This window comes from Vibrio jasicida 090810c, from assembly GCF_002887615.1.
Classification (GTDB): domain Bacteria; phylum Pseudomonadota; class Gammaproteobacteria; order Enterobacterales; family Vibrionaceae; genus Vibrio; species Vibrio jasicida.
In genome coordinates this window covers 2500607-2526540 of record NZ_CP025792.1, presented here as the reverse complement: position 1 = coordinate 2526540, position 25934 = coordinate 2500607, and the positions used below count along the sequence as shown (strand labels likewise).

The window sequence follows — 25934 nt, the reverse complement described above, 5'->3', positions numbered from 1 at the left end:
GTTCACGAAATACAACAATTTGGATCGCAGCCTTAACAGTTAGATCTTAAAGATCGTTTCGCGGTAGTACTTTAGCTCAGCAATCGACTCACGGATGTCGTCTAACGCTAAGTGTGTACCTTGCTTAGAGAAGCCATTTAACACTTCAGGTTGCCAGCGACGAGTTAACTCTTTAAGCGTACTCACGTCTAGGTAACGATAATGGAAATATTCTTCGAGCTCTGGCATGTGTTTGTACAAGAAACGGCGATCTTGACCAATACTGTTACCACAAATTGGTGATACACCCTTTGGAACCCATTTTTCTAGGAATTCGATGGTTTGTACAACAGCATCTTGCTCTGAAATATCACTATTACGGACGCGCTCAACCAAGCCGCTTGATGTGTGCGTATTGGTACACCAGTCATCCATCTTAGCCAGCTCTTCTTCTGGTTGATGAACAGCGAGTACCGGCCCTTCAGCCAAAATGTTCAGCTCGCTATCGGTAACGATAGAAGCAATTTCAATGATTTTATGCGTTTCAGGATCAAGGCCCGTCATCTCTAAATCAACCCAAATTAGGTTTTGATCGCTAAAGGACATGGTTACGCCGCCTATTTGTTTATCGATAAAAGAGGTACTATACCTGAAAATACTTGAAACACGATACTCACTCGCTTGAACCCTTGTTGGTTCAATCACTTGAGCGAACTCACACTAAGTACAGAATTGTGGCAAAAAAGAAAAAGTTAACCAAAGGTCAGGTGCGACGCGTACGCAGCAACCAACAAAAGCGCCTAAAAAAGCAAGAAGACTCAATCCAATGGGATGAGCACATGCTTGGCGCAAGTAAGCAAGGCTTGGTCATTACTCGCTTCGGCCAACATGCTGACATCGAAGATCTTGAGACGGGTGAAGTTCAACGTTGCAACCTTCGTCGCGGCATTGAATCCCTAGTATCGGGTGACCGCGTGTTGTGGCGTGAAGGTTTAGAATCTATGGCTGGTATTTCAGGTGTTGTAGAAGCAGTAGAACCTCGTACATCGGTACTTACTCGTCCAGATTACTACGATGGCTTAAAACCTGTGGCCGCAAATATTGATCAAATGATCATTGTGTCTTCGGTTCTACCGGAACTGTCATTGAACATTATTGACCGCTACTTGGTTGCTTCAGAGACACTTAACATTGCGCCATTGCTGGTTCTGAACAAAATCGACCTGTTGTCAGACGAAGAGCGTGCAACTTATGAAAGTTGGTTGGAAGAATACCAACGCATTGGTTACAAAGTTCTATTTGTGAGCAAGAAATCGGGCGAAGGCATTAATGAACTTGAAGCCTTGCTAGGCGACCGAATCAATATCTTCGTTGGCCAATCAGGTGTTGGTAAATCCAGCCTTGTGAATGCTCTTATGCCAGAGCTTGAGCAAGAAGTGGAAGAAGGCGAAGTCTCTGAGAACTCTGGGCTCGGTCAACATACAACGACCGCGGCACGTCTATACCATATTCCCACGGGCGGTGAACTCATTGACTCTCCTGGGGTTCGTGAATTTGGCCTTTGGCACTTAGAAGCGGAAGAGGTCACCAAAGCATTTGTTGAATTCCGCCCTTATCTTGGTGGCTGTAAGTTCCGTGACTGTAAGCACAACGACGATCCAGGCTGCATATTGCGTGAAGCTGTAGAGAAAGGTGATGTGAGCAAAGTTCGCTTTGAAAACTACCATCGCATCCTAGAAAGCATGGGCGAAAACAAAGCCAACCGTCAGTACTCACGCAGCAAGAAAGCGGATCTGTAACTGAGTTAAGACTGCAACTGTGTAAGAAAACATCACCTAATACTGACAAGCAGATGAAATTTCAGTAACATCACGCGCCCTAAAGCGAGAATCTAACAGAAGTATCGGAATTAAAGATGGACAAGATTAAAGTTGGACTGCAGTACTGGATCCCACAACATGGCCTAACGCGTCTAGTGGGTAAACTGGCTTCAGCTAAAGCTGGCGGTCTAACAACAGCAATCATTCGTTGGTTTATCAAACAATACAATGTGAACATGGATGAGGCGAAACACTCCGATCCAAAACACTTCAAAACGTTCAACGAGTTCTTTGTACGTGAGCTAAAAGAAGGCGCACGTCCAATCGCAGAAGGTGAAGCGGTGATCACTCACCCAGCGGATGCTTGTGTTAGCCAGTTTGGCCCAATTGAAGACGGCCAACTGATTCAAGCAAAAGGTCATAACTTCTCAGCTCAAGAACTGCTTGGCGGTGATGAGACACTAGCGGAAGAGTTCCAAGATGGTACTTTTGCAACGCTATACCTCTCACCTCGTGATTACCACCGTGTACACATGCCATGTGACGGCACGCTGCGTCAGATGGTTTATGTACCTGGCGACCTGTTCTCGGTAAACCCACTAACGGCAGAAAACGTACCAAACCTATTCGCACGTAACGAGCGCGTAGTGTGTATCTTCGATACTGCGTTTGGTCCAATGGCACAAGTACTGGTTGGTGCAACCATCGTAGGCAGCATTGAGCAAGTATGGGCTGGCACTGTTACGCCACCACGCGGTAATACTGTTTACAAATGGGATTACCCTGCAGAAGGTAACAAAGCCGTTATCTTGAAAAAAGGTGAAGAAATGGGCCGCTTCAAGCTTGGCTCAACGGTTATCAACCTATTCGCTAAAGATGCCATCACATTCGATGAGAGCATGGAAAACGGTAAACCAACAGTAATGGGTACACCTTACGCGCACCAGCAGTAAGGCTTCCGTACAAAATGATTTTAAAGGCCTCCGCTCGCGGGGGCTAATTATATGGTCCGCCTCACTCTCAAGCCCTACGCTTAGAGTAGGCTCTCAGAACGAGGTGAACCATATGTCTACCATTCACATCTTAGGTATCGATTTAGGCAAGCACTGCTTTCATGCGGTTGGCAACAATCACACTGGCAAAGACGTTATTCGCCGTAAGTTTAGTCGAAGCCAACTACTCCGTTTCTTATCTGTACTTGAACCTACCATCATCGCTTTTGAAGCCTGTGGTGGTGCTCACTGGCTTGCGAGAAAGTGTGAAGCCTATGGGCATCGAGTTCGACTTATCCCGCCTCAATATGTAAAACCTTACGTCAAAGGTAATAAGAACGACTTTATTGATGCGGCTGCGATAGCAGAAGCAGCGAGTCGACCAAGCATGAGATTTGTCTCTGCCAAGTCAGAGGAAGCTCAGGTAATCGCAGCTATCCATCGAGTGAGGGATGGTTATATCAAAGAACGAACGGCTTGTATGAGCCGAATTGGAGCAATACTACTTGAGTTTGGGCTGAGTTTTCCTAAAGGCCATGCCAAGATGAAAGCGCTATTTCAGTGGTTGGCCGAGCAAGATATAAAACTACCACCAAGCCTGGTCGCTGAGTTGCTCTCGATTCATGAGCACTATAAATACCTAAATGAGCAAGTATCTACTCAAGATAGAAAACTGAAAGCGATTACTGAAAATAATGAAAATGCTGAACTTTTGAAGAGTATTCCTGGTATTGGTGATTTAACAGCAACGTTGTGTGTAGCCAATATCAGTTCTCCTTCAAACTTTGGTGGAGGTCGCGAGATGGCTGCATGGCTAGGACTCGTTCCAAGGCAGTATTCAACGGGTGGCAAATCAAAGCTATTAGGCATGAGTAAACGAGGGAACAAACACCTTCGTGCTCTATTTATACATGGAGCGAGGTCCGTGCTATCTAGGATAGAAACAACAGGAAAAGTGTTTGGAGATTGGTTAGTCAATTTACGAGCAACAAAGCCGTTTAATGTAGTGGTAGTCGCACTTGCCAATAAGCTAGCAAGAATAGCTTGGGCGGTGTTGTACCACCGCCAAGCTTTTAAGGCTGTATAGCCATAACCAAGTTTGCAACGCCAATGAATGTGATGACAAAAACGGTCGAACGGCCAGATTAGTAACCTGATACAAAAAATAGCACCTAGTTGCTTTGGGGCTTTTAAGGATAATCTGGCGCGGATATCATCGTGGAGCGGGGAAGTTAATGTTCCCAACGTGGACTCCGAATACATTAGCGCAAACCAACTCCGTTATTACTAAATTGTAGTTGCAATAACGGGGCGGACCATACATTTTTTATTGACGAAAAGCAAAACTCTGTTCGAAATTTAGTCTCACTTTTTCAAACTCATACTTGCCTCTAAGACCCTAAAAGCACAATCAATTATTCTGTGGTTAGGGATGATTATTTGAAGGGGCGACCAATGCCAAAGATGAGTGCGAATACACTGGTCAAGTTACTGGTGTGTTTTTTGATTCCGCTCGGTGTTTTAATGATGCCGATTGATGCTATACCAATAGACGACCTCACGTTAATTCAGCACCGTCTACTGGCGATTTTCCTTCTCGCTGCGCTGCTATGGGTTTTAGAGCCTGTCCCCGTTTTTGCCACTTCAATTCTTATCATCGCACTGGAATTGATCATGATATCGGATAAAGGCTTACACTTATTTCGTAACCCACCAGCGGGGCATGATTTGGGGGACTTGATCGCTTACACGGACATCTTCTCCGCTTTCTCTTCTCCTATCATAATCCTTTTCATGGGGGGCTTCGCACTCGCTATTGCTGCCTCTAAATACGAGCTTGATAACAACCTTGCTCGTGTACTGCTAAAGCCGTTTGGCACTCAGCCTAAGTTCATCATGTTGGGCTTAATGCTGATTACCGCCGTGTTCTCGATGTTCATGTCTAATACGGCGACCACTGTCATGATGCTCGCATTATTAGGCCCAATTGTAGCATCGGCACCGAAAGGCGATTTAGGCATTAAAGCCCTCGTATTGTGCATTCCAATTGCCGCGAATACTGGTGGTATTGCAACGCCAATCGGTACACCGCCCAACGCGATTGCCTTGCAATACTTAACCGGAGAAAACAGCATCGACTTCCTATCTTGGATGATGATGGGATTACCTTTCGTCTTGGTGCAACTAACGCTGGCCTGGTTCTTATTACAAAAGCTCTTCCCTTCTAGTGAACCAGAGATGAAGCTGCGTCTGGATGGAAAGTTCAAGAAGAGTTGGCGTGCGATCGTGGTTTACGTCACCTTCGCCATGACTATCCTGCTGTGGATGACGACTAAAGTGCATGGCATGAATACGTATGTGGTCGCCATTATTCCACTCGCGGTATTCACTTTAACGGGCATCATGGGCAAAGAAGAACTTAAGCTAATAAACTGGGATGTGCTGTGGTTGGTTGCCGGTGGTATCGCCATTGGTATTGCCCTAGACAAAACTGGCTTGGCAGAAGCGCTAGCTCACGCCATTGACTATGAGTCCCTTTCTCCATTCTCTGTCGTCATCGCACTATCGATTGTGTGTTGGTTAATGGCGAACTTTATGTCCAATACCGCGACAGCGAACTTACTGATGCCAATCGCAGCCGCCATTGGCGCCTCCATGCCAAGTCTTGTTGCTATCGGTGGTTTGCAAGGGCTATTAGTTGTGGTCGCTTTCTCTGCTTCACTCGGTATGATTTTGCCCGTCTCTACACCACCAAATTCTCTCGCCTACTCTACTGGTTTAATTGAGAGTAAAGACATGGCGAAAGTCGGTTTAATCATCGGGGTGATTGGGCTCTTTATCGTTTATGGTGCGGTACTTATTATCTTTTGATCATCACACTCTGCGGTAGTGCAATCTGCCGCAGAGTCCCCTGCTCTTTCCCCACAGGCCCAACAGCATTCAAATTAACTCTTATTTCACCACAATAAATTCACACCTATAAACAATATGTTGAATAAAAATCACACTATTTAGCTTAAGTTTATCGGCTATATGTCGATAAATTATCTGCAGCCTTTCATGTAACTTTCCGTGCTTGAATCGTCTCATACCCATTGGTGTCACCACTTGTGACGTTGATCTTTTTGTCTGTTTTATGAAGGTAAGGCAATGAGAAATACAATTAAGTTAAAAATCCAGATTGCGATTGCAGTCATTATCGCCATTGTTAGTGGCGTTCAAGCTTGGGTTTCCGTCAATCAATTGCGCGAAGAAACCACGTCTACTCTTAACCGAGAAATTCAAAATATTTCTCAATCAACCAACCGTTACATTAGTGACTGGCTCTCGATTCGTAGCGATATGATGCTGGCGAACGAAGATATTATTGCAAGCTCTGACGATGCAGACCGAGAGATGCTACTTACCAAGCGTGCCGGTAAGTTCTTATCGGTTTATGCTGGATTTTCTGATGGTTCTATCGCGTATGGCGATAAAAGTGAATCATGGCCAGCCGATTACGACCCTCGAACTCGCCCTTGGTATCAAGATGCGATGAGTAAGTCAGGCCTAATTATTACAGAGCCATACCAAGACTTTGATGGCAGCATTGTTGTCAGCTTCGCTAAAGCATTCAACCAAAGCAATCGTGGTGTTCTTGCCGCAGACTTAGCAGTAACCGATATCATCAAAGAAGTACTGAATATCCAATTGGATAATGATGGCTTTGCATTTTTGGTGGATGGCAATAACAACTTAGTGGCTTACAAAGATGAGAAATTAAGTCAAAAACCACTGACCGAACTTAACCCTACATTAACGCACAGCGTGATGATGAATCTCGCAGGCGATGCAAAGTTAGATACCATTCAATGGCCAAATCAGGGTGATAAGCTAATTTACGTAGCCAACGTACCCAATACCGACTGGTCTTTAGGAATCGTGCAAGACAAGCAAATGGCGTTTGCTTCTGTCTCTGAGCAGGTAACATTCACCGCGATTGCCTCTATCGTGTTGTACTTGATTATTGCAGCGATCAGCACTTACATCATCACGCGCTTACTCCAACCACTTCAAACGCTTTCAGATGCGCTTTCTGAACTATCGCAAGGAGAGGGAGACTTAACCCAACGCATCAAGATTGAACGCATGGATGAGATTGGCGAACTTGCAACGCATGTAAACCAATTCCTCGCACAAATGCAAACCATGCTAAAAGGCATCGTTGAAAACAGTGAGCAACTATCGGCGCAAGCAAATCAAGCGAATGAACTGTCAGCAATGGCGGCAGGTCGCGTTGAGCATCAGCAGAACGATGTTAACCAAATTGCCACAGCGATTCATGAGATGTCAGCAACCGCAGCAGAAGTCGCAAGCCATGCAGAATTGACTGCCAGCGCTTCACAAAACTCTGCATCCGCTTGTATGGATGGACAAAATGTTATCCAGAAGAACCGTGAAGCGATTGTCGAGTTAGCAGAACAAGTCAGTGATGCCGCCAACGTGATTTCTGAGTTGGAAGCGAATACGCAAAGCATCAACCAAATCCTATCGACCATCCAAGGCATTGCAGAGCAAACCAACTTGTTGGCACTCAATGCCGCAATTGAAGCCGCGCGTGCTGGTGAACAAGGTCGCGGCTTTGCCGTGGTTGCTGATGAGGTACGTGTACTTAGCCAGCGCACTCATGGGTCAACGGAAGAAATCCGTACCATGATCGAAACACTGCAAAACAACACCAAACTTGCAGTCAATAGCATGCAAACCAGCACCAGTTTGGCGGATACCAGCGTGGATTATGCTCAGCAGGCGCACGATAGCCTAACCAGCATCACCAACTCCATCACTGAGATCAACGACATGGCGATGCAAATCGCAAGCGCTGCAGAAGAGCAACGCGCGGTAAGCGAAGACATCAGTCGCAACACGCAAGGCATCAAAGACGATGCGGACATGATTGCCGAACAATCACTTAAGAGCAGTGACGGCGCACGTCAAATGTACGATACCGCCAATACGATGCGTGAGAACATCAGTCGCTTTAAAGTGTAACGCGCCCTCAAAAGCAGCTCAACGAGCTGCTTTTTTATTAGCGATAAGATGCTCTTTTACATATCTATAAATTGATGCATATTAGAGCCTTACCCTGCTCTACAAGGATGTCTCGCAATCATGGGTTATGAATGGCTGGCGCTATGCGCTGCTTTCCTATGGGCTGTTTCTAGCTTAATTTCTGTTGTTCCCGCTCAGCATCTTGGTGCGTTTGCCTATAGCCGATGGCGTATGGGCTGTACAGCCGTCATCCTATCCAGTATGGCTTGGTTCACCGGAGGTTGGTTAAGTGTGACCACAGAACACATTACGCCAATGATGGCATCCGGTTTGATTGGTATTTTTATTGGTGATACGGCGTTATTCGCTTGCTTGAACCGCATGGGACCACGCCAAGCAGGCTTGCTGTTTTCTTGTCATGCCGTCTTCTCTGCCATTTTAGGTTACTTCCTATTTAGCGAAAGCATGACTGGAATGGAGCTGATTGGTGCAGCCTTAGTTTTTAGCGGTGTCGTGATGGCGATTTTCTACGGCCGACGCGGGCAAGCTAGTAATACGCTAGAAGAAATCAAAGGTAATGTTTGGATAGGTGTCGGACTAGGTTTAACTGCCGCTATGTGTCAGGCGCTTGGTGGTATCATTGCTAAACCAGTCATGCAAACGAGTGTCGATCCAGTCGCCGCTTCTGCGATTCGTATGATCAGTGCCTTCGTCGCGCATTGCGCGCTTTGGTTGATTGGCGCGAAGGTAGCCCGTGCGACTCAAACTATCACCTGGAAAGTTTTTGGTATCACTGCATTAAACGGTTTCTTGGCCATGGCAGTAGGTATGACGTTGATTCTCTATGCCCTACGTGAGGGAAATGTCGGGATGGTGGCTCTGCTTTCTTCAACAACACCAATCATGTTGCTGCCGCTGTTGTGGGTTTACACCAAGAAACGTCCAAATCGCTTTGCCTGGTTTGGCGCGGCCTTAGCCGTGATTGGTACTGGTATCTTAGTACAATAAAGCAGGTTCAATTAGGGCCTGTTGAGCTTAGTAACTCACCGCCTTACCAAACACAGAATCGCAGACACAAAAAAGCCCGAGTCGAACTCGGGCTTTTATCATTCTGAATCTTAGTTAATTACTTAACTAGGATTTGACCAGACATTTCTGCAGGAATTTCTAGACCCGCTAGAGAAAGCATGGTTGGTGCAAGGTCAGACAGTTTACCGCCTTCTTTGAACTCAACCGCTTTGTCACCTACGTAGATTAGAGGTACAGGTAGGTTAGTGTGTGCAGTGTGAATTCCGCCCGTTGTTGGGTCAATCATCATTTCCGCGTTACCGTGGTCCGCAGTGATCAGTAGCTGACCGCCAACTTCTTTGATTGCTTCAACCACTTTACCTACGCTTTCATCTAGTGCTTCGATAGCTTGCTCAGCCGCTTCGTAAACGCCAGTGTGACCAACCATATCTGCGTTAGGGTAGTTACAAATGATAGTGTCGAATTTGCCAGATTTGATCGCTGCAACCATTTTCTCAGTTAGCTCTGGAGAGCTCATCTCTGGTTGCATGTCGTAAGTTGCTACTTTTGGAGAAGCAACAAGTTGACGCTCTTCACCTTCAAATTCATTCTCAACACCACCGTTGAAGAAGAATGTAACGTGTGCGTATTTCTCTGTTTCAGAAATACGTAGCTGAGTTTGACCTTGCTTAGATAGCCACTCACCGTACGTGTTTTCTAGAGACGCAGGTGGGAAAGCAATAGCTAGCGGGATATCAGCTGCGTATTGAGTCAGCATAACGAAGTTGATCGCAGGGAACGCCGCACGCTCGAAGCCATCAAATGCAGGAACGAATGCACGAGTGATTTGACGTGCACGGTCAGCACGGTAGTTCATGAAGATAACAGCGTCGCCATCTTGCATGATTGCATCTTCTTGGCCTTCAGCTTTGATCGCTGTTGCTTTAACAAACTCGTCGTTTTCTTCACGAGCATAAGCCGCTTCTAGACCAGCAACTGCTGTTTCTGCTGTGAACTCAGCTTTTGCTTGAGTCAGAAGATCGTATGCAACTTGAACGCGATCCCAGTTGTTGTCACGGTCCATTGCGTAGTAACGACCTACGAGAGAAGCAACACGGCCTTTACCTAGTTTCGCAAATAGGTCTTGGAAACGCTGTAGTGAGTTTTCAGCACTGCGTGGTGGCGTGTCACGGCCGTCTAGGAAGCAGTGTAGGTAAATTTTCTCAGCGCCACGAGCGGCTGCCATTTCAACTGCTGCGTAGATGTGATCTTCGTGAGAGTGAACACCACCTGGAGACATAAGGCCCATTAGGTGTACCGCTTTACCAGCTTCAACTGCAGAATCGATAGCTTCAACTAACGCAGCTGTCTCAGCAAACTCACCATCAGCGATAGACTTAGTGATACGAGTTAGATCTTGGTATACAACGCGACCTGCACCGATGTTGGTATGACCAACTTCTGAGTTACCCATTTGACCATCAGGAAGACCAACGTCCATACCTGAAGCAGAGATTAGAGTGTTAGGGTTATTCGCAATCAGTGCATCCATTACTGGTGTTTTAGCATTTGCAATTGCGTTACTTGCTGTGTCTTCACGGTAACCGTAACCGTCAAGGATAACTAGAGCCAATGGCTTCTTAGCAGACATAGTGATGACCTCATCAAATTTAAGTAACTTTCGGCGTAGAGCTTCATTGCTCCATCTAACCTTGAAACAAAACTAGCGTAATTTTACTACACTTTTTAACCAAAACTGTAGGTTAAGATCAAATAATGTTTGCGATTTATTGTTGCTATCTTACAAGTTAGCAAGCAATCCGACCTAGTCAGCAAACGTGTTTCACAAGCATAGTCACTTTCAAGATGCTTTGTACGACCACCGAAATACTTTGGTGAAAAACTTTTTGTTGATAAACATTTTGCGCTTTTCAATGTAGAAGTGAAGTCAATTACACCAATTAGATTGATAGGAAGAAGTGATACTAAGATTGCACGAATAGCACATTAGAAAAGGCTTGAGGCAAGCGCGTAGATCTCAATTATTCGTTAGAAAATTTTAACCCTCTCGCCTAAGGCGACTAACCCCGCTATACTCCTGCTTTATTTTTCCGCCAACATTGCAAGAGCTCAAGACATGCAAGAGTACATTGATTTTTTCCAACAGAACATGATTCTATCTTTGGTTTGGGTAGGTCTTCTTGTCGCATTCATCATGAACATCGTGAAGTCAGCGACAGCCGCATACAAAGAGATTAACGTAAACCAACTGACTCACCTAATGAACCGTGAAAACGGCGTTGTGGTCGATATCCGCTCTAAAGATGAGTTCAAACAAGGCCATATCACCGACGCACTTCACATTTTACCGTCAGATATCAAAGCTGGTAACTTTGGTAGCCTTGAAAACCGTAAATCAGACCCAATCATTGTGGTATGCAAGACAGGCCAAACTGCTCAAGAAAGTGCAAACCTACTAGCTAAAGCAGGCTTCGAAAACGTAAGCCTACTGAAAAATGGCTTGATTGCATGGAGCGAAGCGAACCTACCGCTAGTTCGTGGTAAAAAATAAGGTTCGCGGTAAAAATCCAATTTTGCCAAGCCTCGTTTATATAAACTGAGCAAATAGAAAGCAGTTGAAGCACTAAGTTGTGACGCTTTGCACGTAATACGCGCTTCATCTAGTCAATGTAGATTTGCTCAGTTAGTCTCAGGACAAACCATATTTCTGGGTTTAGATCGTTCTAGGCTCAACAAATGTTTATTAAGGATTTAAAAATGGCTGAAGCAGCACCACAAGACGCACAACAAAACTTCGCAATTCAACGCATCTTCCTAAAAGACGTTTCTTTTGAAGCGCCTAACTCTCCAGTAATGTTCCAAAAAGAGTGGAACCCAGACGTTAAACTAGACCTAGACACTCAAAGCCGTGAGCTTGGTGAAGGCGTTTACGAAGTAGTTCTACGTCTAACAGTTACTGTAAAGAACGAAGAAGAAACAGCGTTCCTATGTGAAGTTCAACAAGGTGGTATCTTCACAGCTGAGCAAATGGAAGCAGGCCAACTAGCACATTGCCTAGGCGCATTCTGCCCGAACATCCTATTCCCTTACGCTCGTGAAACTATCTCAAGCCTAGTGGTTAAAGGTACGTTCCCTCAACTGAACCTAGCGCCAGTTAACTTCGACGCGCTGTTCATGAACTACCTACAACAGCAAGCTCAACAAGGCGAAGCTGAAGCGTAATTCACGTTTTGTAAGTGACGTGTCATAGTAGATTCTAATTCGACACGGCATATACCTTAAGAAAATGCACAACGCGTCTAACCAGTGATGCAATGTGCATTTTTTATTTCTGAAAGATCCTAGTTCCTAGCCGCTAGAGAGCGTAAAATCTGGCGATTATGAACTAGATTCTATTAGTAGAAAGACAATTAGGCGGTAGCATGACACAAGCAAATACCAACAATGCTTACGGTAAAGACATCGCAATGACGGTGATTGGCGCAGGTTCATACGGCACTTCTTTGGCGATTTCCCTTGCTCGCAACGGTGCGAACGTGGTTCTTTGGGGTCATGAGCCAGCACACATGACTCGCCTTGAGGCAGATCGCGCCAACCATGAATTCTTACCTGGTATTGATTTCCCTGAAAGCTTGATTATTGAATCGGATTTAGAAAAAGCCGTTCAAGCAAGCCGTGACTTGTTAGTCGTCGTTCCTAGCCATGTCTTTGGCATCGTACTGAATAGCTGCAAGCCTTTCCTACGTGAAGATTCTCGTATTTGCTGGGCAACCAAAGGCCTAGAACCAGAAACAGGTCGTCTACTTAAAGAAGTGGCTTTCGACATTATTGGTGAGAGTTACTCTCTCGCGGTACTTTCAGGTCCTACTTTCGCAAAAGAACTTGCGATGGGCATGCCAACAGCCATCTCTGTTGCCTCTCCAGACTCAGATTTCGTTGCTGATCTGCAAGAAAAAATCCATTGCAGTAAAACTTTCCGTGTTTACGCAAACAACGACTTCATCGGCATGCAACTTGGCGGCGCCGTGAAAAACGTTATCGCCATTGGTGCAGGTATGTCTGACGGCATTGGTTTTGGTGCGAACGCACGTACGGCACTCATCACACGTGGCCTTGCGGAAATGAGCCGCCTTGGCGCTGCACTGGGCGCACAACCAGAGACCTTTATGGGCATGGCTGGTTTGGGTGATCTTGTATTGACTTGTACCGATAACCAATCACGTAACCGCCGTTTTGGTTTGGCACTAGGTAAAGGTAAAGATGTCGACACCGCTCAAGAAGAGATCGGCCAAGTGGTGGAAGGCTACCGTAACACGAAGGAAGTGTGGATGCTTTCTCAACGCATGGACGTTGAAATGCCAATTGTTGACCAAATTTATCAAGTATTGTATCAAGGGAAGGATGCACGCCTGGCAGCGCAAGATTTACTTGCTCGTGACAAAAAAGCCGAAGGAAAGTAGCACTCTACGCCCCTTTGCACCTCATCTGAGAAGAATAGAAGTTGTCGGGTCACGGAAGAACCACTCAGGACATTGAGAATGAAACACTGCGAAAAACAAAAAGTCTGGGACAAAATTGTCTCAGAAGCCCGTGAGATGTCAGAGCAAGAGCCCATGTTGGCGAGCTTTTACCATGCGACTATCATCAAGCATGAAAGCTTGTGTGCTGCGTTAAGCTACATTCTGGCAAACAAATTGAACACCGCTTCCATGCCTGCAATGGCAGTACGTGAAGTGGTTGAAGAAGCCTTCGCGGCCGATCCAACCATCACGGACGGCGCGGCCTGCGATATTTGTGCAACGGTGAATCGTGACCCAGCGGTTTCGATGTACTCAATGCCACTGCTTTATCTAAAGGGCTATCATGCTCTGCAAGGCTACCGCGTAGCAAACTGGCTCTGGATGCAAGGGCGTCACGCACTTGCGACTTATCTACAAAACCAGATCTCTGTGGCATGTCAGGTGGATATTCACCCTGCGGCACGCATCGGTAGTGGTATCATGCTAGACCATGCGACAGGCATCGTGATCGGTGAAACGGCTGTCGTAGAAAACGATGTGTCTATTTTGCAGGATGTTACCCTTGGTGGTACTGGCAAAGAATGCGGTGACCGTCACCCGAAAATTCGCGAAGGCGTCATGATCGGCGCCGGTGCAAAGATTCTTGGCAATATCGAAGTGGGTGAAGGCGCGAAAATCGGCTCTTGTTCTGTGGTATTGCAAGCAGTGCCACCGCACACAACTGTGGCGGGAGTGCCTGCGAAAATTGTTGGTCGTCCAAAAACGGACAAACCTTCTCTCGATATGGATCAAGGCTTTAATGGCAAATCGCAAAGCTTTATCCACGGGGATGGTATTTAATCGTCATTTAATCTTTTGACAATAATGTGGTAGGTAACTCTCAAGTGCGAAAAAAAAATCACCCAGTGCTACGCTCGGCTATTTTATTAACTTGTGCTTTATCTGCCACATATCCCATCACCTCTTCCGCTGCTAGCCAGCAAGAGCTGAAAGGCGTTTCCAGTGAAATAAACCGCCAGCGTAAGTCACTCACCTCTCAAGAAAAACAACTGAACGATCTACAAAAGTCGCTAAAAAACCAAGAGCTTGGTATTTCTAAATTAGAAAGAGAAATCAAGCAAACCAAAGCAGACTTAGTGCAGGCTGATCAAAACATTAATAAGTTAGAAGAGAAGATTGCTCTGCAAGAAGGCCAGCGTCAGGCGCAGGAAGAAGAGCTAAAGCAGCTGCTTCAGACCTACTACGTGACAGAAAGAGCCAAAGCCAATGGTCACCTTTTGAATCAAGGTGTAGAAGAAGATCGCATTAGTCAGTACTTCCAGCATTTGGCAAAAGCACGGGCAAAAGTGATTGATGACATCACCAAGACCACGCAGGAGTTGGCACATAATAAGAACCAACTCGAGCTCGAAAAAGCACAAATTGAAACCCTGCTCAAACAGCAATCCGAAAAACGTTCTTCGTTGGCAAATACCCAGTCGAAACGTAAAGGGACACTGAGCAAGATTCAAAAAAGCATCAAAGACGACAAGCGTTACCTTTCTGAACTACAACGCAACGAAACCCGTCTAAAAGCCGAGATCGCGAAAGCCGCGAAACGTAACGCAGTGCCGATGGATGGTATTGCGAAACAGCGCGGTAAATTGCCATGGCCATTAAAAGGTCGCGTCCTACATAACTTTGGCACAAGACAAACCGGCCAAGTAAACTGGAAAGGCATGGTGCTCTCAGCTAATTATGGCCAGCAAGTGAAAGCGGTTTACCCAGGTACTGTTGTATTTGCGGAGTACTTACGTGGTTATGGTCTAGTCGTTTTGCTTGACCATGGTAAGGGCGATATGACGCTTTATGGCTACAACCAAGCGTTAACTAAGAAAGAAGGCGATAAGGTGACAGCAGGTGAAGTCATTGCACTCGCGGGGGATACTGGTGGTCAAGACCGAGCCTCGCTCTACTTCGAGATCCGCCGTAACAGTGAAGCGCAAAACCCGAAATCTTGGCTGAAACGTTAACTACTCAACTTATTGTTTCGCAATAAAAAAGGAGCCTCTCGGCTCCTTTTTTGTATGTATATTTGGGAAAGCGCTATGCGTAATAGGTCTCTACCGCATCAATAAAGGTACTTACATCATCTTTACTTAACGCATTAATACCCGCAGCCGCTTCTCTTCCACCACCAGTTGGGAACTGCCCACACACAGCCACGGCACCTTGCTTGTTATTCAACGGAGCACGAAGAGAAACCGTGTATGTGCCATCTGTATTTTCAGTTAATACCGCATGCGCAGAGTCTGGATTTTGGTTCGCAAGCCAGTTGCCATAAACACCACTAATTCGGCGTGATGCTGCATTATTCGGTAGTTCAAACAGCTTGAGCTTTGAGCTTTCGTGAGTTGCAGGGACAGCTAGTGCCGCATCCATATCTTGCTGATAAGCCGATTGTAATTGGTAGTAAGGTGACGCTTTATCTTCAATAGCATCAAATGGAGAGGTGTAGTGAAGAAGTGCACGATACAAATCCGCCGGATGGAAGTGAAGATCATCAACTTTCGAGCCGTAGCCATTGTAGTTAATCAGTGTACCTAGCTCTTTTAACTGCGCTTTTTGCTCTTCATTGAGTTTGATTTTGTCCGCCAACGCATCCGCTTTAGCAATCAAGTTATCACCATAAGCAGCGGTGATCGCCCATGTATGAAAACGGCCATCAAGCAGTTTATCGACAATCAAAGCGGTACACATATTAGCATCAAGATCGATGTGCGCATCTAAGTTACCATGTTGAGGAATCTCACCCGCTTTGTGGTGATCAGCGTAAAACACATGTGCGCCTTGAGCCAATGCTTGCTCTAGACCTACCATGTTCTTTTCCATTGAAATGTCTAATACCGTCAGCTCATCGCCAGCTTGCAGATCGACCTTTTCCACCAGCTTAATATCACGTTTAACACCAGTCACCAACTTAGCTTCGATGGGATCCGCCAAACGCAATTGCAACAATGCGATGATGCCATCGGCATCGCCATTAAAAATGTCGTAGTTCATTGAACGATAGTTCCTTTATCGAGAGTCATATCCCAACAGATAATTGGGGGGTGTATGAATCCTATTGTGCGAAATGAGCACAGCAAGTCAACTCAAGGGAGGGACTGAAAATGAGAGCTGCGCTCTAAACCTTAAGCATTGAGCCATACTCTCATTTTCTAATGTTAATAAGGAGGGAAAATAGTACTAACTGTGTAGTGTGCTTAAAGCCTCTTCGAGTAGCAGTAACTGCTCCATGCCTTGCTCTGTCGCAACAGGCTTCACCACATTTAGCATTTGTAGCATGCCTTGTTTTACCATTGTTTCGGTGATTTCTGTTTTTGGAGACATCGCTGATTGATACGCTAGCCAGCTACACGCAATCAAATGCAGAGTACAAACCAAGGGCTTCAATTGTGTTTGGTCAACGTTCAACAACTTCAACGACACGAACTCTTGCATGATGGCAATCAGGTTCGCTTGGAGCTTTTCCTGAACATCAATGTACTCATCATGCAGCTTTTCATCGCGCGATAAGATTTCCGGTAAGTTTGCGTAAAAGAAACGGTACTTCCACATTAGCGTAAAAATGGAATCTAGGTAGCTTTTCAGCATGGTCAGGCTCTCTTGAGAACCTTGAATTGGAGTGAATCTTTCTAGCAACTCCGCAGAGTAAAGTGCGAAGATCTCACGCACGATTTCTTGCTTATTACGAAAGTGGTAGTAAAGGTTGCCTGGGCTAATTTCAATATGGTCAGCAATGTGATTGGTTGTGATATTGCGCTCACCATGTTGGTTAAACAACTCCAGTGCGGCATAGACAATTTTGTCGCGCGTTTTCATGGTTATCGTATTCCCTCTTCATTAACGAATTGAGTATAACGACTTCACCAACCTAGGTCGATAGAGGCTCCAAATACGGTAACATAGCAGACCAGTTACGATACCAATGGTGTTTGCAATCAGATCATGCCATGACGTTTGTCGACCCACATACCCTTGCAGAACTTCAATCACGGCACTAAATAACAAAATACTCACTGCTATCGTCCAACGCTGACGCCACTTTGAAACACAAAAGCAACCTAAGAAACCAAAACCACTGTACGCCATCGCATGCTGCATCTTATCCAAGTACGCAATGTCACCCCAATCTTGCAACTCACCCGAACTCAAAGAAAGGTAAGCAATGAGGGCGGCATAGCTCAGTAAAACGAAACGGGCAGCGGTTAGGTTCATCATCAATCCTTAAGCAATTGGGAATGGGAAAGCGGTCACTTGATCAATATGGTCGCAACCTAATGCCAACATAATCAAACGATCAATGCCTAATGCCACACCAGCACAATCTGGCAAGCCCGCCTCTAATGCACCAATAAGATGGAAATCGATAGGTTGTGGCTTCAAGCCCATTTCTAGACGCTTACCGTTATCTTGTTCGAAACGTGCTAATTGCTCTTTCGGGTTATCGAGTTCATGGAAGCCGTTCGCAAGCTCAATACCTTTGAAGTACACCTCAAAGCGATCCGCGACACGGGTATCTTGTGGGTTGATCTTTGCCAGCGCGGCTTGTGAAGCTGGGAAGTCATAAACAAACGCAGGGACTTGCTGACCAATCTTGGCTTCCACACCGATGCTGAACAACAGTTGCAGCAAGGTATCACGATCTTCTTCTGGTTCTGCAATGTCACTCAAACCCAGCTTTGCCGCGACTGCTTTTAGCTCTTGCATCGAGCCTTCTAACGGGCACGCACCAAGTACGTCAATAAAAGCTTGCTGGTAAGTCATTCGCTCAGCAGCGCCGCACTTCAATACCAGTTGTAGTAGGTCATCCATTTCGTCCATCAGCTTATGATGATCAAAACCGATACGGTACCACTCCAACATGGTGAATTCAGGATTGTGGTGACGACCATTCTCTTCATTACGAAAAGCTTTGTTGATTTGGTAAATACAACCACTGCCCGCAGCCAGTAGGCGCTTCATATGGAATTCAGGACTGGTCATAAAGAACAGTTTGCTGCCACCGGCATAGCCTGGTCCTACAAATTCAGTCTGGAAGGTATGCAAATGAATGTCTGTCACCGTCGCGTGACTCATCGCTGGCGTGTCGACTTCCATCACCTGTCGCTCGGCGAAGAATTGACGAATAGCGGTAATCAACATCGCACGTTGACGTAGTTGTTCCATAGAAGCGGTAGGTTGCCAGTTCGTTTGCATAACAAAACTCTTAAAAGGTTGATGAGCAGGAAAAATAGCAATTTTGGCATGATTTGCCTAGTTCAGCGAGGGGGGAATCGGCTCCAATTTTTGCCCCCCAAACGCGAATAAAAATCGATTAAACTGAAGCAAGCATTTGACGTTCCACAGTACAAAAAACACTCACAACTTAACCTATTATCAATGAGGGTAATGTCGCGCAACAGTCATGTAACATTGACAGCGATTACGTTTGTGCACCAAACGTTTCGTGCCGTGATAGCAGTCACATAACCTAGAATTTCTATGCTCACATGTGCATTACCGGAGAAAAACCCCAAATACATCAATTTTTCTGCCATAAGCCTCCCCTACACTAACCCTACTACTTTTGAGGGATTGCCTTAAAACGGTGCCCTCACACTCACAATAACAAGCGGATTTCCGCAATCACACACTGGAGGATAACTGTGCAAATTATCACCACAGATATCGCAGTCATCGGCGCAGGCGGCGCTGGTCTTCGTACTGCTATTGCAGCGGCTGAAGCAAACCCGGACTTAGAAGTAGCACTTATTTCTAAAGTTTACCCAATGCGCTCCCACACGGTTGCTGCAGAAGGTGGCTCAGCAGCAGTTATCAAGGATGAAGATAGCTTAGACAATCACTTCAACGATACCGTTGGCGGTGGTGACTGGCTATGTGAACAGGACGTTGTTGAATACTTTGTAGAGAACGCGACTCGCGAAATGATCCAAATGGAGCAATGGGGTTGCCCATGGAGTCGTAAAGAGAACGGTGAAGTCAACGTACGCCGCTTTGGCGGTATGAAGGTTGAACGTACTTGGTTCGCTGCAGATAAAACTGGCTTCCACATGCTTCACACGCTATTCCAGACGTCAATGAAGTACGACAACATCAAACGCTTTGATGAGTACTTTGTTGTCGATTTGCTTGTTGATGAAGGTGAAGTACAAGGTCTGATTGCAATCCACATGTCTGAAGGTGAGTTGGTTACGATTAAAGCGAAATCGGTTGTGTTAGCAACAGGTGGTGCTGGTCGTGTTTATCACTGTAACACCAACGGCGGTATCGTAACGGGCGACGGCATGGCGATGGCTTACCGTCACGGCGTTCCTCTACGTGATATGGAATTCGTTCAATACCACCCAACAGGTCTTCCTGGCACAGGTATCCTGATGACCGAAGGTTGTCGTGGTGAAGGCGGTATCATCGTTAACAAAGATGGTTACCGTTATCTGCAAGATTACGGCATGGGCCCAGAAACCCCAGTGGGCGAGCCGAAAAACAAATACATGGAACTGGGTCCTCGTGACAAAGTTTCTCAAGCGTTCTGGCATGAACAGCAGAAAGGCAACACCATCAAACACCCTCTTGGTGACGTGGTGCACCTAGATCTTCGCCACCTTGGTGAAGAATACCTACAAGAGCGTTTACCGTTCATCTGTGAACTAGCGAAAGCTTATGTGAACGTAGACCCTGCAAAAGAGCCAATTCCAATTCGTCCTACGGTTCACTACACCATGGGTGGCATTGAAACCAACGGCGAATGTGAAACTCGCATTAAAGGTCTATTCGCGGTTGGCGAATGTGCATCAGTTGGTCTTCACGGCGCAAACCGTCTAGGTTCTAACTCGCTGGCTGAGTTCGTTGTATTCGGTCGCGTTGCGGGTGAACAAGCGGTGAAACGCGCAGCAGAATTCAAAGGCTGGAACGAAGAGTCTATCGCGACTCAAGTGAAAGCAGTTGAAGACCGCATTGCTGCTCTGATGAACCAAGAAGGCGAAGAAAACTGGGCAGATATCCGTACTGAAATGGGTCACACCATGGAAGCAGGTTGTGGTATCTACCGCCAAGAAGATTTGATGCAAGCAACAATTGATAAGATCACTGAACTTAAAGCTCGTTACAAACAGATCAGCATCAAAGATAAAGGCAAAGTGTTCAACACTGATCTTTTATACGCAATCGAAGTTGGTTACGGCCTAGAAGTCGCAGAAGCGATGGTTCACTCTGCCATCCTACGTAAAGAATCTCGTGGTGCGCACCAGCGTCTAGACGATGGTTGTACTGAACGTGACGATGTGAACTTCCTGAAACACTCACTTGCTTTCTTCAAAGAAGATGCAGCACCAAGTATTGACTACAGCGGCGTGAAGATCACTAAGTCTCAGCCTAAAGCACGTCTATACGGTGAAGCAGCAGAGAAAGCAGCAGCAGCAGAAAAAGCCGCTGAAGCAGAAGCGAAGAGCGCAGAGGAGCAAGCATAATGTCAGCAAACCGCATTCAAAAAGTAGACATTCTGCGTTACGACCCTGAGAAGGACGCGGAACCATACACGCAAACATTCGAAGTCCCATTTGATGAAACCATGTCCGTACTTGATGCACTTGGCTACATCAAAGATCACCTAGATAAAGATCTGTCTTACCGTTGGTCTTGTCGTATGGCGATCTGTGGTTCTTGCGGCATCATGGTAAACAACGTGCCTAAGCTCGCTTGTAAGAGCTTCCTACGTGATTACCCGAATGGCGTGACTATCGAACCACTAGCAAACTTCCCAATCGAGAAAGACTTGATCGTTGATATGACGCCGTTCATCGAGCGCCTAGAAGCAATCAAACCTTACATCATTGGTAACGATCGCAAGCCAGAAGACGGCACAAACCTGCAAACGCCAGAGCAAATGGCGAAGTACAAACAGTTTGCTGGTTGTATCAACTGTGGTCTTTGCTACGCGGCATGTCCTCAGTTCGGTTTGAACCCTGAGTTCATCGGTCCGGCGGCACTAACACTGGCACACCGTTACAACCTAGATAGCCGTGACAACGGTAAAGCTGAGCGCATGAAGCTGATCAATGGTGAAAACGGCGCTTGGGGTTGTACCTTTGTCGGTTACTGTTCTGAAGTTTGTCCGAAGAGCGTCGATCCAGCAGCAGCAGTAAACCAAGGCAAAGTGGAGTCTTCTATGGACTTCGTGATTGCGATGTTGAAACCTGATGGTTCACCAAAGAAAGTGGAGGCATAAGGATGAGCAACCGTAAACCTTACGTTCGTGAAATAAAACGCACATGGTGGAAGAACCATCCTTTCTACCGCTTCTACATGGTACGTGAAGCAACTGTGCTTCCTCTGATCCTATTCACTATCTTCCTGACTTTCGGTCTAGGTTCATTAGTAAAAGGCCCAGAAGCTTGGCAAGGTTGGTTAGAGTTCATGGCAAACCCTATCGTAGTAGCAATCAACATTGTTGCTCTACTAGGTAGTTTGTTCCATGCACAAACCTTCTTCAGCATGATGCCACAAGTAATGCCAATTCGTTTGAAAGGCAAACCAGTGGATAAGAAAATCATCGTTCTGACTCAGTGGGCCGCAGTTGCGTTCATCTCACTGATCGTTCTCATCGTGGTGTAAGGAGCTTTAGTAATGAAACCGAATTATAGTGTTAACACAGCCCCGAAGCGTTCTGATGAACCAATCTGGTGGGGTCTATTTGGTGCCGGTGGTACTTGGTTTGCGATGATCACACCGATTACCGTGCTGGTTATGGGCATCTTGGTACCGCTTGGCGTGATTGATGCAGAAGCAATGAGTTACGAACGCGTATCTGAATTCGCAACCAGCATCATCGGTGCGCTATTCATTATAGGTACGCTAGCATTGCCAATGTGGCATGCGATGCACCGTCTACACCACGGCATGCACGACCTTAAGTTCCACACAGGCTTGATTGGTAAAATCGCATGTTACGCGTTTGCAGGTTTAATCACTGCGCTGGCCGTTGTCTTTATCTTCATGATTTAAGACGCTGACGAAAATGAAAAAGCTGGCAACTCGCCAGCTTTTTTATTGCCTGTTATTTATGTTTTCTCAACGAGTGCAGATCAATACAACCGCTATTCAATAAAGGTCGCGATGTCATCCAAAGATTTTTTGTGCATCGCATGTTCCGGAATGGTCGCATCCTCTTCCGGATAACCGGTCACAATCAACATATATGGACGATCGACATCATTGTCTCGTCCGCAAATCTTACTCAAGAAACTCATTGGTTTTGGTGTATGAGTCAGCGTACCCAAACCTGAATTGTGCAATGCTTGAAGTAAAAAGCCTGTGGCAATCCCGACTGACTCGTGCACGTAATAGTTGGTTTGTTCCCCATCATTGCTCATGCCACCTTTCTTTTGTGAAAACACCGCAATCAACCACGGTGCTTTTTCTAGATAAGGCTTACTGGCATTGGTACCGAGTGGTTTCAGTGCATCTAACCATTCTTGCCCTGCTCGACCTTCATAGAAAGAACGTTCTAATTCTTCAGCGGCTTGACGGATCTGCCCTTTCACTTCTGCACTGTTAATCGCAACAAAATGCCAAGGCTGATGATTTGCACCACTCGGAGCTGTACCTGCTGCTCGAATGCAGTGCTCAATCACTTCTTTCGCCACAGGACGATCAGAGAAGCTACGAATGGAATGACGGCGCTGAAGTTGCTCCAGATTCTGTACAGCTCTTGCTGCCATTTCTTGCGGAGAGTATTCCACAAAATCATTGAGTGGGTAATGTTGTTCTTGAGTCGACATAGTGCTTCCTTGCGCTTGTTGGGTGTCGATTTACTATAGCCACAAATTTCACCATCGCCTTTTTATCTTCATAAAATCAATGTGATATTGAGATAAAGCGCAAATATTCAGCCGTGTTTCACCAACAAAAAAGAGAGGCTGATAACACGTATCAGCCTCTGCATTACTCTAATTTGTACAGCTACCAGAGCTTTTGGTCACCTATGATCTTTTTGCTGCTTGAGCTTTTGACCACCCATGATCTTATTGCTGTTTTATCTTCTTACTTGGTTCATTAAGCCGCAGTACTAAAGCTAATCACCGCCCTTTCTCGGCTGATGAGCTATCACGTTTGTTGTTGGTATCTATCACGCTAGAGCTTGAAGCTGTTAGGATAAAACAACAGATAATAAAAAAGGCCGCCGAAGCGACCTTTTCAATCAGAAAGTCTGAGGTGAATTACTTCACACGACCTACATATTCAGCAGTACGAGTGTCAACTTTGATCACTTCGCCAATTGCGATGAATAGTGGTACACGTACTACAGCGCCAGTTGATAGTGTTGCTGGCTTACCACCTGTACCTTGAGTGTCACCTTTTAGACCTGGGTCTGTGTCAGTAACTTCTAGTTCAACGAAGTTTGGTGGAGTAACTGTGATTGGGTTACCGTTCCAAAGCGTGATCATACAAGTGTTGTTTTCTACCAACCACTTAGCGTTGTCACCAACCGCTTTCGCGTCTGCAGCGATCTGCTCGAAAGTTTCGTTGTTCATAAAGTGGTAGAATTCGCCGTCTGAATATAGATAATCTAGGTCGATATCCATTACGTCTGCCACTTCACAAGTGTCACCAGACTTGAATGTTTTCTCTAGCACTTTACCAGAAAGAAGTTTACGAATTTTAACGCGGTTGAACGCTTGGCCTTTACCTGGTTTAACGTATTCGTTTTCCAGAATTACACAAGGCTCGTTATCAAGCATTAACTTAAGGCCGCCTTTAAATTCATTGGTGCTAACTGTAGCCATTTTTTCCTCTTACATTCTTAGAGCTAAATTCAATGCCGCACATAATAACCCGAAAAGTCGAATCTGTTGAGCAAAACTGGCTCAAACAGTTAGCGAATGGGATCTCTGATCCTGCAAAGTTGCTGGAAAGTTTGGAAATTGATCCTTCGCCGTGGCAAGACGGGTTTGCTGCGCGCAAGCTGTTTGCACAGCGTGTACCGCAAAGTTTTGTCGATAGGATGGAAAAAGGCAATCCTTACGATCCACTTTTACGCCAAGTATTACCTTTGAACGAGGAGTTCGAGGTTCACGAAGGTTACTCCAATGATCCTCTGGAAGAGCAAGACAACGAAGTGCCTGGGCTGTTACACAAATACCGCAATCGCGCATTGATGATTGTAAAAGGTGGCTGTGCCGTGAACTGCCGTTATTGCTTCCGCCGTCATTTTCCTTATCAAGAGAACAAGAGCGGTAAACAAGCTTGGACTCAGTGCTTAGAATACATGGCGAAGCAGCCAGAACTGAATGAAGTTATCTTCTCAGGTGGTGATCCTCTGATGGCAAAAGACGATGAGATCCACTGGCTACTAGAACACATCGCACACATCCCTCACATCAAGCGCCTGCGTATTCACAGTCGTTTACCTGTGGTAATCCCTGCACGTATTACTGACGAGTTGTGTCAGTTACTGCGAGCATCTCGCTTGCAAATCATCTTGGTAACGCACATCAACCACGCCAACGAGATCAATGCTGAATTTACTGCTCAAATGGCAAAACTGAAGCAATCCGGCGTTACTTTGCTTAACCAAGGCGTGCTATTAAAAGGCGTCAATGACAGCATAGAAGCACAAGTTGCTCTCAATGAAACCCTGTTTGACTCAGGAATATTACCTTATTACCTACACGTGTTAGATAAAGTCCAAGGCGCGGCACATTTCTTCGTATCTGATGAAGAAGCAAAAGAAATCATGCGTGGCTTGATTACTCGCGTCTCGGGCTACCTAGTGCCTAAATTGACTCGTGAAATTGGCGGCCGACCAAGTAAAACGCCACTGGATCTGCATCTAGAGTAAGTTGCTTTCCGTATAAAGATTGTCGTTACGAGTAAAAGCTTTTGTTCGCTCAGGCGGTCTTATCTATGCATACTCCGCAAATTTGGAGGTTAAGATGCAAGCAACTTTTGAACACATTTTCGATCTTGGCCCATTCAGTTGGCCTGCATTAGCCTGTTGCGCCATCAACGGCTTAATGATCGGTATAGAGCGCCAAACGCGGGGTAAACCTGTTGGTATTCGTACCGCTATTTTAGTTATCTCTGGCACTTACTTATTTATGTCGATGGCCGTCTCGCTTTCACCTAATACGCTCGACCAAGCGCGTGTACTTGGCCAGATAATCACTGGTGTGGGCTTTTTAGGTGCAGGGGTGATGATGACACAAGACGGCAAGATCCATGGGGTGACATCCGCTGCAGTGATTTGGGTATTGGCAGGTCTCGGCTTGATGATAGGCCTTGGCTATCTGACGCAATCCGTCGTAATTACTGTTTTGGCATTGACGGTCTTGCTTGGCGTGGATAGAGCAGAAAATCGCGTTAAAGCTCTACGCCGCGGTGTGCATCAAAGGATGCAGCAGCGAAAAACCTCAACTAGGATCATGAAGTAGCCTTATTCGTCCTAAATGCCTAAACACATTTCAGAATGAGATCCACAGACAAAAAAAGACCCCGATATTCCTCGGGGTCTTTTTTATCCG

25 protein-coding genes are annotated in these 25934 nt (G+C 45.9%); 17 read left to right on the top strand and 8 right to left on the bottom strand.

Features of this window, described 5'->3' with window-relative positions; translation table 11 throughout:
* Positions 1–39 precede the first annotated feature (39 nt).
* A complete protein-coding gene (gene orn, locus C1S73_RS12005; RefSeq protein ID WP_038874099.1) occupies positions 40–585 on the bottom strand; it encodes an oligoribonuclease in 546 nt (181 codons plus the stop codon).
* A 128-nt stretch (positions 586–713) separates the two neighbouring features.
* Here orn and rsgA point away from each other — a divergent pair, with 128 nt between their 5' ends.
* From rsgA to C1S73_RS11975, 6 genes are all read left to right on the top strand, one after another.
* Positions 714–1778: a small ribosomal subunit biogenesis GTPase RsgA gene (gene rsgA / locus C1S73_RS12000; RefSeq protein ID WP_038874102.1), complete on the top strand. Its 1065-nt coding sequence runs from the start codon at positions 714–716 to the stop codon at positions 1776–1778.
* A gap of 116 nt (positions 1779–1894) precedes the next feature.
* The gene (gene asd / locus C1S73_RS11995) at positions 1895–2752 is read left to right on the top strand and encodes an archaetidylserine decarboxylase (protein WP_038874097.1); all 858 of its coding nucleotides are present in this window, start codon (positions 1895–1897) and stop codon (positions 2750–2752) included.
* Between the two features lie 112 nt (positions 2753–2864).
* Entirely contained in the window at positions 2865–3878 is a 1014-nt protein-coding gene (locus C1S73_RS11990) for an IS110 family RNA-guided transposase (RefSeq protein WP_102778931.1), read from the top strand.
* Positions 3879–4246: 368 nt separating this feature from the next.
* Positions 4247–5662, top strand: a complete 1416-nt coding sequence (locus C1S73_RS11985; RefSeq protein ID WP_038871033.1) for an SLC13 family permease — start codon at positions 4247–4249, stop codon at positions 5660–5662.
* 279 nt (positions 5663–5941) lie between these two features.
* Positions 5942–7822 (top strand): methyl-accepting chemotaxis protein, encoded by a 1881-nt coding sequence (locus tag C1S73_RS11980; RefSeq protein ID WP_038871030.1) that lies wholly within the window; start codon positions 5942–5944, stop codon positions 7820–7822.
* A 120-nt stretch (positions 7823–7942) separates the two neighbouring features.
* Positions 7943–8830 carry a DMT family transporter gene (locus C1S73_RS11975; protein ID WP_038871028.1) on the top strand — a complete coding sequence of 296 codons (888 nt, stop codon included), beginning with the start codon at positions 7943–7945 and terminating at the stop codon, positions 8828–8830.
* 118 nt (positions 8831–8948) lie between these two features.
* Here the strand turns inward: C1S73_RS11975 and gpmM are convergent, their stop codons facing one another.
* Positions 8949–10481 (bottom strand): 2,3-bisphosphoglycerate-independent phosphoglycerate mutase, encoded by a 1533-nt coding sequence (gene gpmM / locus C1S73_RS11970; protein ID WP_038871026.1) that lies wholly within the window; start codon positions 10479–10481, stop codon positions 8949–8951.
* Positions 10482–10967: 486 nt separating this feature from the next.
* On the opposite strand from gpmM, the gene C1S73_RS11965 reads away from it, so the two are divergent.
* The 5 genes from C1S73_RS11965 to C1S73_RS11945 all read left to right on the top strand — a co-directional run bounded on the left by C1S73_RS11965 (position 10968) and on the right by C1S73_RS11945 (position 15383).
* Positions 10968–11402 (top strand): rhodanese-like domain-containing protein, encoded by a 435-nt coding sequence (locus C1S73_RS11965; RefSeq protein WP_038871024.1) that lies wholly within the window; start codon positions 10968–10970, stop codon positions 11400–11402.
* 206 nt (positions 11403–11608) lie between these two features.
* On the top strand, positions 11609–12073 hold the full coding sequence (secB, locus tag C1S73_RS11960; protein ID WP_005530940.1) for a protein-export chaperone SecB: 465 nt from the start codon (positions 11609–11611) through the stop codon (positions 12071–12073).
* Positions 12074–12273: 200 nt separating this feature from the next.
* A complete protein-coding gene (gene gpsA, locus C1S73_RS11955; protein WP_038871023.1) occupies positions 12274–13311 on the top strand; it encodes an NAD(P)H-dependent glycerol-3-phosphate dehydrogenase in 1038 nt (345 codons plus the stop codon).
* Positions 13312–13389: 78 nt separating this feature from the next.
* Positions 13390–14211: a serine O-acetyltransferase gene (cysE, locus tag C1S73_RS11950; RefSeq protein WP_038871022.1), complete on the top strand. Its 822-nt coding sequence runs from the start codon at positions 13390–13392 to the stop codon at positions 14209–14211.
* Between the two features lie 26 nt (positions 14212–14237).
* Complete coding sequence (locus C1S73_RS11945; RefSeq protein WP_038871021.1) at positions 14238–15383, top strand: murein hydrolase activator EnvC family protein; 1146 nt, start codon at positions 14238–14240, stop codon at positions 15381–15383.
* A 73-nt stretch (positions 15384–15456) separates the two neighbouring features.
* On the opposite strand, the gene C1S73_RS11940 is transcribed toward C1S73_RS11945, so the two are convergent.
* The 4 genes from C1S73_RS11940 to epmA all read right to left on the bottom strand — a co-directional run bounded on the left by C1S73_RS11940 (position 15457) and on the right by epmA (position 18612).
* Complete coding sequence (locus C1S73_RS11940) at positions 15457–16413, bottom strand: acetyltransferase (RefSeq protein WP_038871019.1); 957 nt, start codon at positions 16411–16413, stop codon at positions 15457–15459.
* 186 nt (positions 16414–16599) lie between these two features.
* On the bottom strand, positions 16600–17235 hold the full coding sequence (locus C1S73_RS11935) for a TetR/AcrR family transcriptional regulator (protein WP_038871017.1): 636 nt from the start codon (positions 17233–17235) through the stop codon (positions 16600–16602).
* A 21-nt stretch (positions 17236–17256) separates the two neighbouring features.
* The gene (locus tag C1S73_RS11930) at positions 17257–17631 is read right to left on the bottom strand and encodes a VanZ family protein (RefSeq protein ID WP_038871015.1); all 375 of its coding nucleotides are present in this window, start codon (positions 17629–17631) and stop codon (positions 17257–17259) included.
* 9 nt (positions 17632–17640) lie between these two features.
* On the bottom strand, positions 17641–18612 hold the full coding sequence (epmA, locus tag C1S73_RS11925; RefSeq protein WP_038871013.1) for an elongation factor P--(R)-beta-lysine ligase: 972 nt from the start codon (positions 18610–18612) through the stop codon (positions 17641–17643).
* Between the two features lie 449 nt (positions 18613–19061).
* Here epmA and frdA point away from each other — a divergent pair, with 449 nt between their 5' ends.
* Genes frdA through frdD form a run of 4 tightly spaced genes read left to right on the top strand, consistent with a single transcriptional unit; the run spans position 19062 to position 22416 of the window.
* On the top strand, positions 19062–20882 hold the full coding sequence (gene frdA / locus C1S73_RS11920; RefSeq protein ID WP_038871011.1) for a fumarate reductase (quinol) flavoprotein subunit: 1821 nt from the start codon (positions 19062–19064) through the stop codon (positions 20880–20882).
* Positions 20882–21640 (top strand): succinate dehydrogenase/fumarate reductase iron-sulfur subunit, encoded by a 759-nt coding sequence (locus C1S73_RS11915; RefSeq protein ID WP_038871009.1) that lies wholly within the window; start codon positions 20882–20884, stop codon positions 21638–21640. The genes frdA and C1S73_RS11915 overlap by 1 nt, the downstream gene beginning before the upstream one ends.
* Positions 21641–21642: 2 nt before the next feature.
* Entirely contained in the window at positions 21643–22026 is a 384-nt protein-coding gene (gene frdC / locus C1S73_RS11910) for a fumarate reductase subunit FrdC (RefSeq protein ID WP_038871007.1), read from the top strand.
* Positions 22027–22038: 12 nt separating this feature from the next.
* Positions 22039–22416, top strand: coding sequence for a fumarate reductase subunit FrdD (frdD, locus tag C1S73_RS11905; protein ID WP_038871005.1), 378 nt, complete (start codon positions 22039–22041; stop codon positions 22414–22416).
* A gap of 92 nt (positions 22417–22508) precedes the next feature.
* On the opposite strand, the gene C1S73_RS11900 is transcribed toward frdD, so the two are convergent.
* Entirely contained in the window at positions 22509–23192 is a 684-nt protein-coding gene (locus tag C1S73_RS11900; protein WP_038871002.1) for a nitroreductase family protein, read from the bottom strand.
* 438 nt (positions 23193–23630) lie between these two features.
* Positions 23631–24197, bottom strand: coding sequence for an elongation factor P (gene efp, locus C1S73_RS11895; protein WP_005425036.1), 567 nt, complete (start codon positions 24195–24197; stop codon positions 23631–23633).
* A 32-nt stretch (positions 24198–24229) separates the two neighbouring features.
* On the opposite strand from efp, the gene epmB reads away from it, so the two are divergent.
* Together epmB and C1S73_RS11885 are read left to right on the top strand one after the other, a co-directional pair.
* Entirely contained in the window at positions 24230–25252 is a 1023-nt protein-coding gene (epmB, locus tag C1S73_RS11890) for an EF-P beta-lysylation protein EpmB (RefSeq protein WP_038870999.1), read from the top strand.
* 94 nt (positions 25253–25346) lie between these two features.
* Positions 25347–25844 carry an MgtC/SapB family protein gene (locus tag C1S73_RS11885; RefSeq protein ID WP_038870997.1) on the top strand — a complete coding sequence of 166 codons (498 nt, stop codon included), beginning with the start codon at positions 25347–25349 and terminating at the stop codon, positions 25842–25844.
* The last annotated feature ends 90 nt before the right edge of the window (positions 25845–25934 follow it).

Excerpts from the sequence above, each read along its gene's own strand:
- orn (WP_038874099.1), bottom strand. The coding sequence starts at position 585 with ATGTCCTTTAGCGATCAAAACCTAATTTGGGTTGATTTAGAGATGACG.
- asd (WP_038874097.1), top strand. The coding sequence starts at position 1,895 with ATGGACAAGATTAAAGTTGGACTGCAGTACTGGATCCCACAACATGGC.
- C1S73_RS11990 (WP_102778931.1), top strand. The coding sequence starts at position 2,865 with ATGTCTACCATTCACATCTTAGGTATCGATTTAGGCAAGCACTGCTTT.
- C1S73_RS11985 (WP_038871033.1), top strand. The coding sequence starts at position 4,247 with ATGCCAAAGATGAGTGCGAATACACTGGTCAAGTTACTGGTGTGTTTT.
- C1S73_RS11980 (WP_038871030.1), top strand. The coding sequence starts at position 5,942 with ATGAGAAATACAATTAAGTTAAAAATCCAGATTGCGATTGCAGTCATT.
- C1S73_RS11975 (WP_038871028.1), top strand. The coding sequence starts at position 7,943 with ATGGGTTATGAATGGCTGGCGCTATGCGCTGCTTTCCTATGGGCTGTT.
- gpmM (WP_038871026.1), bottom strand. The coding sequence starts at position 10,481 with ATGTCTGCTAAGAAGCCATTGGCTCTAGTTATCCTTGACGGTTACGGT.
- C1S73_RS11965 (WP_038871024.1), top strand. The coding sequence starts at position 10,968 with ATGCAAGAGTACATTGATTTTTTCCAACAGAACATGATTCTATCTTTG.
- secB (WP_005530940.1), top strand. The coding sequence starts at position 11,609 with ATGGCTGAAGCAGCACCACAAGACGCACAACAAAACTTCGCAATTCAA.
- gpsA (WP_038871023.1), top strand. The coding sequence starts at position 12,274 with ATGACACAAGCAAATACCAACAATGCTTACGGTAAAGACATCGCAATG.
- cysE (WP_038871022.1), top strand. The coding sequence starts at position 13,390 with ATGAAACACTGCGAAAAACAAAAAGTCTGGGACAAAATTGTCTCAGAA.
- C1S73_RS11940 (WP_038871019.1), bottom strand. The coding sequence starts at position 16,413 with ATGAACTACGACATTTTTAATGGCGATGCCGATGGCATCATCGCATTG.
- C1S73_RS11935 (WP_038871017.1), bottom strand. The coding sequence starts at position 17,235 with ATGAAAACGCGCGACAAAATTGTCTATGCCGCACTGGAGTTGTTTAAC.
- C1S73_RS11930 (WP_038871015.1), bottom strand. The coding sequence starts at position 17,631 with ATGAACCTAACCGCTGCCCGTTTCGTTTTACTGAGCTATGCCGCCCTC.
- epmA (WP_038871013.1), bottom strand. The coding sequence starts at position 18,612 with ATGCAAACGAACTGGCAACCTACCGCTTCTATGGAACAACTACGTCAA.
- C1S73_RS11915 (WP_038871009.1), top strand. The coding sequence starts at position 20,882 with ATGTCAGCAAACCGCATTCAAAAAGTAGACATTCTGCGTTACGACCCT.
- frdC (WP_038871007.1), top strand. The coding sequence starts at position 21,643 with ATGAGCAACCGTAAACCTTACGTTCGTGAAATAAAACGCACATGGTGG.
- frdD (WP_038871005.1), top strand. The coding sequence starts at position 22,039 with ATGAAACCGAATTATAGTGTTAACACAGCCCCGAAGCGTTCTGATGAA.
- C1S73_RS11900 (WP_038871002.1), bottom strand. The coding sequence starts at position 23,192 with ATGTCGACTCAAGAACAACATTACCCACTCAATGATTTTGTGGAATAC.
- efp (WP_005425036.1), bottom strand. The coding sequence starts at position 24,197 with ATGGCTACAGTTAGCACCAATGAATTTAAAGGCGGCCTTAAGTTAATG.
- epmB (WP_038870999.1), top strand. The coding sequence starts at position 24,230 with ATGCCGCACATAATAACCCGAAAAGTCGAATCTGTTGAGCAAAACTGG.
- C1S73_RS11885 (WP_038870997.1), top strand. The coding sequence starts at position 25,347 with ATGCAAGCAACTTTTGAACACATTTTCGATCTTGGCCCATTCAGTTGG.